This window comes from Leptolyngbya boryana PCC 6306, from assembly GCF_000353285.1.
In the GTDB taxonomy this organism is placed as follows: domain Bacteria; phylum Cyanobacteriota; class Cyanobacteriia; order Leptolyngbyales; family Leptolyngbyaceae; genus Leptolyngbya; species Leptolyngbya boryana.
Genome location: NZ_KB731324.1, coordinates 6,166,108 through 6,179,760 on the forward strand (window position 1 = coordinate 6,166,108; position 13,653 = coordinate 6,179,760).

Sequence of the window (13,653 nt, forward strand, 5' to 3'; positions counted from 1 at the left end):
GTAGAATGTCGAGGAAATCTTCTCAATGCTCTCAGAATGGTAAATCATTACTCCCCCGAACATCTGCTCAAGATTGCACAGAAATTCACATCGCAATCGATTCGCGAAGTTCGAGCATTGGGAAACGGCAATATTAACGATACCTTTTTAGTTGCACTGGAAACGTCGCAATTTGTCTTGCAGCGAATGAATACGCAAGTCTTTCGCCAGCCTGAATGGGTGATGCAGAATATGTGTGTCTGCACTCAACACATTTGCGATCGACTTCCCACGCTGAATCTAGATCGACGTTGGGAAACGCCACAAGTGATTTTCACCAACGAGAAGCAAGACCATTATTTAGAAGAAGACTCGTTTTGGAGAGCCATTAGTTTTATTGAAAATTCTCGATCGTATGACACCATTCAGAATCTCAGTCAAGCCGAAGAGATTGGTTATGCTTTAGGACTGTTTCATTGTTTAGTCAGTGATTTACCTCCTGAAAAGCTCTTAGATACGCTAGAAGGATTTCACATCACGCCGCTTTATTTGCAACAGTACGATCGCGCATTATCAAATTCCACCGTTTCTCGCACGCCAGAAGTCAACTATTGTTTGAAATTTGTCAGCGATCGCCAAGCTTGGGCACAGGTTTTAGAAAATGCGAAACACTCAGGAAAATTAAAACTGCGACTGATGCATGGCGATCCTAAGATCAATAACATCATGTTCGACACCCAAACAAACCAAGCCGTGAGTGTGATTGACCTCGACACTGTAAAACCTGGCTTGATTCACTACGATATTGGCGATTGTCTGCGCTCAGGCTGTAATGCGATCGGCGAAGAAACCCAAGCCTGGGAGACGGTAAGATTTGAACCTGATCTATGCGAGGGAATTTTACGAGGCTATGTCAGGATTGCAAAAACGTTTCTCACAGAACAGGACTATGCCTATTTGTTTGATGCTATTCGCTTAATCACATTTGAATTAGGGCTAAGATTCTTCACCGACTATCTCATGGGCAATCGTTACTTCAAGGTGAACTATCCAGACCATAACTTAGTGCGTGCCTTGGTGCAGTTCAAGTTAGCAGAGAGCATTGAATCTCAAGAACCAGCCATTTGTGCGATCGTGGAGGACTTACGATGAAGCATTTTACTCTCCACCCTTTTGATGCAGACTCGGATCTCAAACTGTCAGGGAGCATTTCTCGATCGAACAATCGATTGCGCCTGACTTACGATCTATTCGACGAACGCTCTCAAGTGTTCATTCCTGCCGCAAAATCGCCAACCCGTCAGAATAATCTATGGCAGACCACCTGCTTTGAGTTTTTTCTCGGTGTCCAGAACTCCCCACAATATTGGGAATTTAACCTTTCTCCAAGCGGCGATTGGAATATCTATCGCTTTGAAAATTATCGAACAGGAATGCAGGAAGAACTCAAATTTACATCACTTCCCTTTGAGATAAATGTGAAAGCCAAGCAAGTTTCACTCACAATTGAACTTGATCTTAATTCGATCGTCCAGCCCGATCAACCTCTTGATGTTTCAATTACTACAGTCATTGAAACATCGCCTCAAAATATTACATATTGGGCACTTCAGCACTGTGGAACTGAAGCAGACTTCCATCTTCGAGAAAGCTTCGTGCTAAAACTTTAATCCATCAGCTAAGATTCTTCCTGATATCGATCGAATTTCTAGAAGCTGGTTTGATCTTCAGATCGTCATATTCAGGAATAGAATTACCTCCTATTTAGAAAGTGCTTTTTTGGACACAAGTGCAGACGAAATAATAGTAGTTTCACCACTTCACATCTGATATCTACTCACTGTTAAATAGCATCATCATCAGGGCAATCTACCTAACGCATATCGATCGTTGATCGAGTTTGACTCTCCGTCGATGAAGGCGGAACAACCTGTTAGGGAGTGTGTTCCATGACAAAAAGTTTGCAGCGAATTGAGCAAGACGATTGGATTAATCAGCCTGTCGGTCGTCCAAAGACGATCAATGATCAATATTTAGATCGCTTAAAAGAATTAGTCAGTCATAGCCCAAAACAGTTCGGCTATCCGTTCGATCGCTGGACAGCCCAGTGGCTCAGAAAACATTTGTTACAAGAAACCGGAGTCGCGATTAGCGATCGACATATTAATCGCCTATTAAAACAGATGGGCTTATCGACTCGTGCAAACCTGCACCGCCAGCGTTTCGACACTTCAGCGAGCGCTTCAAACTGATTTCATTCCCCAAATTCTCCGCCTGTATCAGGGTTTCCAGCCCCAAACAGGCGGTTTTTTCATGCGATCGGCGCGCCTTCGGAAAGAAAATTCTGAAATAATTGTTAACACTCTTTACAAATCTCAATCTTCCCCTTAATATGTAAAGTGTGGTTAACACAACCACTTCATACATCTTCTCAAACGTAATTATCAAACCATGACAACGACCTTACAGAGACGCGAAAGCGCAAACCTGTGGGCGCAGTTCTGCAACTGGGTCACCTCCACCGAAAACCGCCTGTATGTAGGCTGGTTCGGCGTATTGATGATCCCCACCTTGCTGGCTGCAACCATCTGCTACATCATCGCCTTCATCGCTGCTCCTCCTGTGGACATCGACGGCATCCGTGAACCTGTTGCAGGTTCCTTGCTCTACGGCAACAACATCATCTCTGGTGCAGTTGTTCCTTCCTCGAACGCAATTGGCTTGCACTTCTACCCAATTTGGGAAGCAGCATCCTTAGATGAGTGGTTGTACAACGGTGGTCCTTACCAACTCGTCGTATTCCACTTCTTGATCGGCGTCTTCTGCTACATGGGACGTGAGTGGGAACTTTCCTACCGTCTCGGCATGCGTCCTTGGATCTGTGTTGCATACTCTGCACCTGTTGCAGCAGCAACCGCAGTCTTCTTGATCTACCCGATTGGACAAGGATCGTTCTCCGACGGTATGCCCCTCGGAATCTCTGGAACCTTCAACTTCATGTTGGTCTTCCAAGCAGAGCACAACATCTTGATGCACCCGTTCCACATGTTGGGCGTAGCTGGTGTATTCGGTGGTAGCTTGTTCTCGGCAATGCACGGTTCGTTGGTCACTTCTTCGTTGGTACGTGAGACCACTGAAGTTGAGAGCCAAAACTACGGTTACAAGTTTGGACAAGAAGAAGAGACCTACAACATCGTTGCAGCGCACGGCTACTTCGGACGGTTGATCTTCCAATACGCATCGTTCAACAACTCTCGCGCACTGCACTTCTTCTTGGGTGCATGGCCGGTCGTCGGCATCTGGTTCACCGCATTGGGTGTGTCCACGATGGCGTTCAACTTGAACGGATTCAACTTCAACCAATCGATCATCGACTCGCAAGGTCGTGTAGTGAGCACCTGGTCTGATGTAATCAACCGTGCGAACCTGGGTATGGAAGTGATGCACGAGCGTAACGCTCACAACTTCCCGCTCGACTTGGCTGCTGGTGAAGTTGCACCTGTTGCAATGAGCGCACCTGCAATCAACGGTTAATCTTTAACTGACTTGAGCTAAATGAAGCCCTCCAGAAATGGGGGGCTTTTTTGTATGAATTATTTCCAGCGCTTTGCTGATTTGAGAAACCCTTTATTCTGTAGGTTTGATGATTGGGCGATCGCTGACAGGTACATATGACGTTTGATCTGCCATCATCTCAATTCTTTGCTTTTCCGAGTTCCCAAATCTGGCAAGAATTTGTGCTTCAAGAAAAGTGTGCTGAATTCTTGATTGGCTTTGAGCTTCGGCTGCACTCAACTCACAAAAAACTTAGATCTTAGAGCGTTGAGCAGAGCCGAGAGGAGATACAAGCAATTTCTCTAGCCGCGACTACAGCAGTCCTAAATCGGCTGTGAAATAGGGGAATGGAGAGCAATTTCCCCATTCCCCAACTTGCAAGATCTTACAAACCAAACAGGAGTGCTATAGGCTCTGCACCATAGTTTAAGAAGCGAGAGCAACAGCCCAGAATTCTTCCTAAATTGGTGCTAGTCTGAGCAGTTCCTAACTTAGAAATCGTCAATTCCCTCCACAGTCCAAGCAGGATCAGGAAGCGATGGAATGTAAGCTCCGAGTACGAAATTGCCGTTGTTGAGATACCAAACTGCATTCGAGCCAGTCAAGCGATCGCGCCACAATAAATCAAGCTGATTATCTTGGTTGTACTCTCCAATGCCGACAATATCCCAATTTGGCAACGCATTCTCCAACTTGATGCTTTGACTCAACTGGATTCCATTCATAATCCAAATGCCATTTTCACCCGTCACCAGATTGCGCCAAACGATATCCGTTTGACCATCGCGATTAAAGTCTGCAAAACCTCTAATTTGCCAATTTAAATCGATTGCAGGATTGATTACGCCACGAGTTAATCGAGTGCGATCGAACAACCAATATGCAATTTCACCTGTCGTCGGATTGCGCCAGATTAAATCAAGACTGCGATCGTTATTCATATCGGCAACCCCTTCTAACCGCCAGTTAGTATCCATCGCAGGCAGAATTGAACTGCTCGAAGAAAACTGAGTCCCATTGAATGTCCAGAATGCGGTTTCACCCGTTTCGTCGTTTCGCCACACTAGATCGGGAGTGCCATCACCACTAAAATCATCGACTGCCAAAATCTTCCAAGTGGTCGGAACGTTCCAGCCTAACGGAACAGTCACTTTCTCACGAACTTGCCCATTCTGGGTCAGCCAAATCGACAATTCGCGGGTTCGCAAATTCCGCCAAACAATGTCAGCATCGCCATTGCGATCGAAGTCTCCCGTTCCTTGAATCTCCCAATCGCGGCTTAAGGTTTCTAACATGGTCGTGCGATTAAACACATCTTGATTCACTCGCCAGATGCGGTTTTCACCCGTTTGATAGTTCCGCAGAACAATCTCACCTTTTCTTTGGTTGCCTATCAAACCGACCCCTTCGATTGCCCAATTGCGATCGGGTAGGCTCGGCAAGAGCGCATACGCTCCAAATACCTCACGCGCCATGTACCAAATTGCCATTTCTTGTGTCACAGTATTGCGCCACAACAGATCTAAACTCTGATCTCCATTGAAATCGTAAACTTGCTCAAGCTGCCAACTCGTCGGTGGAACAGATTGAATAAAAGAACTGCTTTGGAGTTCGCCATTTCGTAGGAACCAGATTGCGTTCTCACCTGTTCGCTGATTGCGCCAGAACAAATCGACAAATCCATCTCGATTAAAGTCGCCCGACGTGATCGGTCGCCAAGCAATATCTGGAACTTTCTGCAAGAACTGGCTCGATTTGATATTGGTTCCGTTCATGAACCATAGGGCTGTTTCTCCGGTGCGCGTATTTGACCAGAAAATGTCTGCGTTGCCATCGTTGTCAAAGTCGGCAACAACATCAATCTGCCAGCTTGTGTCTGCAACTCTGGTAATGAAAGATGATGAACTCAACGCTGTATCACGCATGAACCAGAGCGCATTCTCACCTGTGCTGACATTGCGGAAGAGGATGTCTGGTTTGCGATCGCGGTTAAAGTCTGCAATTCCCTTGACTTCCCAACTACTATCGGTGGTCGGCAGCAGACTTCCTCTGAATGAGAGATCAGGAGCCATTTGCCAAATTGCAGTTTCTCCAGTGCTAGGGTTGCGCCAGAGGAGATCCGTGTCGCCATCGCCATCGAAGTCAGCCGAGCCAGCGATTTGCCAACGCGGGTCTGGTACGGTGAAGAAGGGAATCTCGCGCTCTAATAAACTGCCAGATGGAAGCCAGAGCATGTTTTCTCCAGTGCGCTGATTGCGCCAGAGAATGTCATACGGCGAATCCGTTGTGTCACCGCCCGGAGGAGTGTCATCTTCGGTGATCGTCGCGGTGGCTGAACCTGTCTGAATGGTTGCACCAGATGCATTGCTGAGTGCGACTTGGAAAGTTTCATTACCTTCAAACTGTGTATCACCCAAAGTGTTCACAGTGATTGTCTTTTTCGTCTCATTGGCTGCAAATGTTAGTGTTCCTGATGCAGCAACATAATCGTTGCCTGTAATCGTGGCGGTTCCATCTACAGTGCTGTAACGGACTGTAATGGGAACTGGGCTGGCTTCACTGAGACTCACCTCAAACGTAAAGGGAGTGATACCGCTATTGCCTTCTGCAAGACTAGGTGGAACTGCTGCGATCGATAGCCGTGGCAATGCTTCATCGTTGATGATTGTTCCCGTTGCACTGCCATCTGCAATTTGAGCATTGCTAGGTTCGCTCAATTCAATGGTAAAGGTTTCATCGAGTTCAAACTGGGTATCTCCGATCGCTTGAACGGTGATAGTCTGCTCAGTTTGTCCAGGCGCAAAGGTGACAGTTGTGGGAGTCGATACCGTTGCAAAATCATTCCCATCTGCTGTGCCGTTCTTCGTGACGTACTTCACGGTTACAGTCTCGCTACTGGGATTCGAGAGACGGACTTTGAATTGAATCGGGGTTGTGCCAGAGTTGCCTTCTAGAACTGGGGTGGCATCGTCGATCGTAATGGTTGGGCGGAAATCATCGCTGAGAATTGTTCCGATGCCTTGATTTGGAGCCGTGAATAGATCGGCGTTTGTTGGAGCAGAAAGACGAATTGAGAAAGCTTCATCGAGTTCAAATTTGCGATCGCCTCGGACTTTGACGGTGATTTGCTGGCTGGTGACACCTGGAGTAAAAGTGAGCTTACCTGATACAGCTTGATAGTCGTTATCGCTGACCAGTGCTGTGCCATCAACCGTTGTGAAATCGACGGTAATTGCTTCACTGCTTGGATTTGAGAGCGAAACGGTGAAGATTGCATCGGTGAATGCTCCGTCTACATTGCCTTCTGAGACAACGACATTGCCAATGCTAATCGTCGGGCGAGCATCATCGTTATTGATTACGCCTTTTGCTGTTGATAGCGACGATAGGGTTGCATTGGTGGGATTGAAGAGTTCTACAAAGAAGTCTTCATTCGGCTCAAATTTTGTATCTCCTCGAACCACGATCGAGATTTCTTTTTCGGTTTCGCGAGGTGCAAAAGTCAGTGTTCCAGGGGTTGTGAGTCCTGTATAATCTCCATCTGCGACGGTTGCTGTGCCGTCTAGGGTGCGATATTGGACGGTGACCGTATTGGTTGTAGGTTGTAGCAGCTTAACTTTGAAGGTGTAGGTTGTGTTGCCGTTGCCTTCGCTAGCAATGACATCATCAATTCGGATCGTCGGAGTTGGAGCATTGTCATCATTGAGAATGGTTCCTTGTGCTTCGCTGTTGCTAGAGAGCGTTGCTCCAATTGGGTCGCTTAAGCGAACAAAGAAGGTTTCATCTGGTTCAATTCCGTCGATTCCAGAATCCGTTGCAACATTAACCGTGATCGTTTGCTCGGTTTGTCCAGGTGCAAAAATTAAGGTTCCATTTGTAGCGGCAAAATCTGCGGGAGAAGTCGCAGTGCCGTTAGCAGTTGTGTAGTTGACGCGGATTTCTTCGCTACTCGGATTGTTCAGCGTGACCACGAAGACAAACGGAGTTGTGCCAGAATCGCCTTCGGCTTGTGCTCCAGTGCGAGAGGAAATCGATAACTGCGGTGCTGCGTCGTCGTTGTTCAATACACCCAGTCCGTCCGTTGCGGTGGGAGAGAGATCTGCATTAACTGCATCTTCTAAACGGACAATAAACCGTTCGGTTGGCTCGAATTTACGATCGGCAATAGCTTGAACTGTAATGGTCTTCTCGGTTTCACCAGGATTAAAGGTGATGGTTCCATTTGTTGCCACATAATCATTGTCGGCAACGGTTGCAGTGTCATCGATCGTTCGGTATTTCACCGTGACGGTTTGGGTGGTCGGATTCGAGAGACGGATTGTGAAAGGATAAGCGGCAGCCGTTGGGTCATCTTCGCTTAAAGGTGTGCTTGCAATCCCGATCGTGGGTCGCTGGTCGTCGTTTTTGATGGTTCCGATCGCGCTTCCAGTTCCTGCGATCGTCGTATTGACTGGATTCGATAAGGTGAGCGTGATCGTTTCGTCGTCTTCCAGCTTGTTGTCGTTTGTTGTTTGAACTGTGACGGTTTTTGTACGCTCATTTGGAGCAAAAATTAGGGTCTGAGTCAGACGAGTGTAATCAAAATCGCTGAGTAATGCGGTTCCGTCACTAGTCGCAACATCAATGCGGATTTCATCACTACTGGTATCTGAAAGCGACACTTCAAAGGAAAGAACTCCACCTTCATTCACAGTTGCAGGTGAGACGCTAATCGATGGGAAGGTTAAATCATCGTTTTGAATGGTTCCAAGACCGATCGCATCTGTTGGAATCGTTACTAAGCTTGGAGTTGTCGTGTTCAGCTTTACGGAGAACGTTTCATCTTGTTCCCGTCGGCTATCTCCTGTCGCATTGACAGTAATCGTTTGCTTGGTTGTTCCGGGTGCAAATCGAATTGTTCCGCTTGCTGTTTGATAGTCGTTGTCTGAGACGAGTGCCGTTCCGTCTTCGGTGGTGTAGTTCAGAACAATTTCTTGATCGCTCGCATTGGATAAGCTGACTTCAAACTCGAATGGCGTATTTCCACTATTGCCTTCTGCCTTGGTAACGTTGGTGATCGATACCGTTGGAATGGGATCGTTATCGGTGATGGTTCCAGTTGCGGATGCAGTGGTAATAGTTGCATTGGTTGGCTCAGAAAGTTGCACTGAGAACGATTCATTGCGTTCGCGTTGAGTATCATCGGTGATTGCGATCGCAATTGTTTTCTGAGTTTCTCCTGCTGCGAAAGTTAAGCTATCAGATACGTTTGTGAAGTCTTCAACTGTCGCTGTTCCAGGAACTGTTGCGTATTTCACAGTCACAGGCACTTCTGTCTCGCCTGTGAGTTTCACGACAAAGTTATAAGGCGTTGTGCCCTCGGATTGTTCAGTAACTGTCTCAATGCTGAGAGTGGGTGCAGTGTCATCATTGGTGATCGTGACTGTTTTTGCGGCTTGAGCTTCAGGTAAAATTGCACCGACAGCATTGGAAAGCTGAATTTTGAACTGTTCATCGGCTTCAAAAATACTATCGCCATTGACAGTGACATTAATCGTTTTAGTTTGTTCGCCTGCTGCAAACGTTAATTGACCCGGTGCGAGCACATAATCTTTGCCATTCGCTGCACCTAAATCAACGGCTGCATAATCTACTGTGATCGGGGTGCTGCTAGTTTGATTGAGCTGAACGGTTAGCGCATAAGTCTGTGTGCTGGATTGTCCTTCCGTGATTGAATCGAGACCTACGATCGAGATCGTAGGTGCAATGTCGTCATTCTCGATCGTTGCAGTTGCAGAGCCAGTTTGTAATCTCGCATTTGCACTCGCATCGCTCAGTTCAACTGTGAAGGTTTCATCTGGCTCAAACTGTGTATCGCCTTTGACTTGAACGGTAATAGTTTGAGTGTCTGACTCCCCAACATTGAAGGTGAGAATGCCTGTTGTCGCAGTGAAGTCATTAGCATCAGCCGTTCCAGGCTGAACTGTATATCGAACCGTCACAGGGTCTGTTGTCGCAGGAGTTGCCAGTTTGACTTGGAAGGTAAACGCTTTTTCGCCCGAATTCCCTTCTTTGATGTCCTGAGTGGTATTGGTAATGGAGACAAAGATTGGGATCTCGTTATCGATAAACTTCAGCGAAGTAGTTCCAAAACTATCTGCGATCGCATAATCTGGGCTTGCTACAACACTGAGATTCAATACTTCTTCGTCTTCAAGTGCAGTGTCATCGATCGCGCTTAAAGTGAGAATGCCTTCATTCACTCCGTTTGCAAACTCGATCGTAAGTTCTGAACCGTTTTGAGTCAGCGTAATTCCTGAGCCAGCAGTGAAAGTGTAATCGCTGGCAGAGACGGTGCTTGTGTTGTCGATCGCTAACTTCACCGTTAACGAACCTGCGGTTTGATTGCGCCGAATCGTGTATTGAACTGAATTCGTCGGTGTGGCTTCTGCGATCGTGTTTTTGCTCAGTGACAAACTCACGGTCGTGGATAGATTCAAGCCAAAGACATCATATTTTCCGTTCAAATCTCGTGGCGTTAAATCTGTAGCAAGACTAGTGAAAGCAACATAACCGCCATTGTTACTAATGACAGGATTGAAAGAAGCGCCTTGACCACTATTTGTCTCAGCAGGAATTTGGCTCGCTAGAAGTGTGAGATTCTGAGTGACATCTCGGACAAACGCATCCAGTGCACTATTTGTATCGTTACCGACAAGATTACTTGAGAAGCTATTAAAGACAACATAGCGCCCGTCGTTGCTAATTCCAGTCGCAAAAGAACCTGTGCCAGTGCCGCTGCCAGTGCCGCCATCTGCACCCGTTGCATTATTCCCACTGTCTGAACCTGCCAGATTGACGCTAATCAATTTCGTGACATTCGTGGTTAGATCTCGTAAGAAGACATCACTGGTTCCATTTGTGTCTGTGGCAACTAAATCAGTAAAGGTGCTAGTAAACGCGACGAATTTACCATCGCCACTCAGTCTCGGGCTGAATGCTCTTAGGGGCGTGAATTCGCTGCTGACGCTATATCCGCCTGCTTGATTCACACTGACGTGTACCGTTGTGTTTGTATCTAAGTTGCGAACAAAGACATCTTCGTCATTGTCGCCATCGGGTGTGCCTGCAAGGTTCTTGGCAGTACTTGTAAACGCGATCGTTCTTCCATCCTGGCTCATACTGACTTGGTACGAATCGCCATCTGAAATTGCACCACTTGCTCCCGTTGCTCGGCTCACGAGTGTAATACTGCTGTTTGTGCGATCCCAGACGAAGACATCTCTGAGTCCATTCGTATCACCAACCGCAAGATTCGATGCAGCACTGACAAAAGCAACATATCGTCCATCGGGGCTAATAACAGGCTGCTCTGAGATGCCACCTGTTGCACCTTGAGTGATATTCAGAATCGAATTATCCTGACTATCCCAAACAAATACATCTTGCAGTCCATTCGTGTCGCCAGCAACAAGATTGGTTGCGCTACTCGTAAAGGCAACATAGCGACCATTTGCACTCAGTGCTGGATTGAGTGAAGCTGCATTCGCACTGTTCGCTCCATCTATTGCTCGGCTGACTAATCGCAATTGCTGCGTTTGCACATCGACCCAGAAAATGTCGATCGCATTATTATTATCGACACTACCTAAATTTGTCGCTTCACTCGTAAAGACGACATAGCGACCATCCGCGCTAATGCTGGCGTTTCCTGAAGTGCCATTGGCGATCGTTGCACCCTTGCTGATCAGCGTTGTCGTTCCAGTTTGACGATCGCGCAAGAAAACATCGGCAACTCCATTTGTATCGCCATCTGTAAGCTCAGAGGCATTACTGGTAAAGACAATGTAACGCCCCGTTTCGCTCAGTGAATTTTCTGCCAGCGTCGAGTCTCCACTGCCTGTCCGTGAGCTTGTATTGGGGTCAGCATTACGGCGACTGATGAGAGTGGCTGCTCCAGTTGCTACCGGAATGATGTATCCATCAAAGTTAGAGTTGACATCTTCTGGATTGAGATTGCTTGCCTGACTGACAAACACAACACTTGTCCCATCACTGGTGATGATGGGGACAGAGATCGAAGGTTCAATCCCAGTCGAAGTGGTTCCAGAACTGTTATTGCCAACGCCTCCGGTCGGCGTGCGGCTGATTAAGAATGTTTTACCTGAATCGGGTTGTCCGGTCGAAATATCTCGGACAAAAATATCTTGCACTCCATTCGTGTCGCCATTGGCTAAATTGGTACCCAGGCTTGTAAAGGCGATCCGCTTGCCATCTGCGCTCAGCGTAATGTTGCCAGAGTCCCCATCTGATGGAGTTCCTGTGGTGTTCTGACTGACTAAAATAGTCTGATTCGTTGTTAAGTTCCGAGCAAATACATCTACTTTATTGTTCGTATCGCCTGCGACGAGATCGGTTGAAGCACTTGTAAAAGCGAGGGTTTGCCCGTCTCGACTGAGTACCGGATTTTGCGAGCCTAGATTTAACCCGATCGCGCCAGGTATTGTATTCCCGCTGTTTGTATTTGTCGCATTCACACTGGCAAGCTGAATGGTTCCGGCTAACGGGTCTTCGGGCGATCGCGTCCAGACAAAGACATCTCGCACTCCGTTCGTATCGGTTGCGAAATTGGTCGCATCACTGACAAATGCTACCCGGCTTCCATCGCGACTGATAACCGGGCTAGATGATGCTGCATTACCAGAAGTCGTTAAGTTAATAACCGTATCGGTTTCTTGCTGCCACAGGAAGATATCTTGTACGCCATTTGTATCAGATGCTGCCAGATTGGAATAGAGGCTGGCAAATGCTACATATTTTCCATCGCCACTGATCACAGGCGCATCGGCTCCAACGGTTCGGCTGATTGTGCCGATCCGATTTCGACTGACATGAGTTAAAGCACCTGTCGATCGTGTCCAAACATACACGTCTGGGCGAGCCGAACTATCGGTGGGTAAAAGTTGAGATTGAGTTTGAAATGCAATTCGGCTGCCATCATCGCTGATACTAGGAGCAGATGAGGCACGGATTCCACTCTTGCCTGTGTCATCTCGGCTGACTAGTGAAATGTTGCCTGTAGTCCGCTCCCACACAAAAATATTGTTAATGGAATCTGTATTGCTTGCCATTGATCCAACAAGATTGTTGGCATTGCTAATGAATGCAACAAAGTTGCCATCGAAGCTAATGACGGGATTGAGGGATGCGCCCGTTGCACTGCCACTTTTGCTAAAATTCTGGCTAATCAGGGTGACGGAATCGGTTTGTCGATCGTATAGAAATACATCCGATGCTCCGTTACTATCATTGGCTCCCAAGCTCGAAGCGCTGCTCGCAAAGACAACATAGCGTCCATCTCCACTGACTGCGTTTTGTCCAATGTTATCGAGTCCCACGCTGCCTTTTACGAGTGTAGGATTGCTCACTGAAATCAGATCGACAGGCAGAATTGATTGGTAGTTAGCCTGAATATCAGCATTGAATGCGATCGCGGATTCGATCGCTCCGGTTTGCACTTCCAGCGCCCAATCCCCATTCAGGTTAACATTGCCAGTTAGATTATTCGACGCAGCAATATCTGCACCAGTTAACAGGCTGAAGTGCTGAATAAAGCTTTGTCCAATCTCTCCTTGAGCGACATCACAACCGTAGATCAAAATGTCTGCATCTGCGGTGAGGGACTGGCTCCACAGCTTAAATTCTGACTGATAGCGATCGAGTGTTGCTCGATCGAGCCAAGTTTCACCTAGTTTGAGCGCACCACTCGCTCCGTGCGAGATAAGGTGCAAGCTCGAAATCCCGCTCTCTTCTAAGAGTGCTGAAGTAATTTGGGCGATCGCATCTTTGACGGGATCGAGAATTAAAATATGAGCATCGCCTTGAATCCCTGCAACTAATTCCTGGTAGTTTGGAACGCTCGAATCGATCACAATCAAGGACGATTTGCCCTGAAGCGATGACCAAGTTGGACTGAAATCATTTTGCGAAACTGCGATCGATGGAATTGTGCTGGTTTCAAGTGGAGATTGACGATTCCATTGGGGTAATCTCGCGAAGTCCATATTCTTCTCCAGGTAGGACGAGGGTTCTAGTTTGCTCAATGGGTAGATTTCCCAATCCGCGCCTTAGGACATTCAC

General features: G+C 47.2%; 5 protein-coding genes. 4 read left to right on the forward strand and 1 reads right to left on the reverse strand.

Features of this window, described 5'->3' with window-relative positions:
• The first annotated feature begins 36 nt into the window (after positions 1–36).
• From LEPBO_RS0130630 to psbA, 4 genes are all read left to right on the forward strand, one after another.
• Positions 37–1,131, forward strand: a complete 1,095-nt coding sequence (locus tag LEPBO_RS0130630) for a phosphotransferase enzyme family protein (RefSeq protein WP_017291426.1) — start codon at positions 37–39, stop codon at positions 1,129–1,131.
• A complete protein-coding gene (locus LEPBO_RS0130635) occupies positions 1,128–1,649 on the forward strand; it encodes a DOMON-like domain-containing protein (protein ID WP_017291427.1) in 522 nt (173 codons plus the stop codon). The genes LEPBO_RS0130630 and LEPBO_RS0130635 overlap by 4 nt, the downstream gene beginning before the upstream one ends.
• A 279-nt stretch (positions 1,650–1,928) precedes the next feature.
• Entirely contained in the window at positions 1,929–2,231 is a 303-nt protein-coding gene (locus LEPBO_RS38790) for a helix-turn-helix domain-containing protein (protein WP_017291428.1), read from the forward strand.
• Between the two features lie 199 nt (positions 2,232–2,430).
• Positions 2,431–3,513: a photosystem II q(b) protein gene (gene psbA, locus LEPBO_RS0130645; protein WP_017288020.1), complete on the forward strand. Its 1,083-nt coding sequence runs from the start codon at positions 2,431–2,433 to the stop codon at positions 3,511–3,513.
• Between the two features lie 512 nt (positions 3,514–4,025).
• On the opposite strand, the gene LEPBO_RS0130655 is transcribed toward psbA, so the two are convergent.
• Positions 4,026–13,577, reverse strand: a complete 9,552-nt coding sequence (locus LEPBO_RS0130655; protein WP_017291430.1) for a Calx-beta domain-containing protein — start codon at positions 13,575–13,577, stop codon at positions 4,026–4,028.
• Positions 13,578–13,653 lie beyond the last annotated feature (76 nt).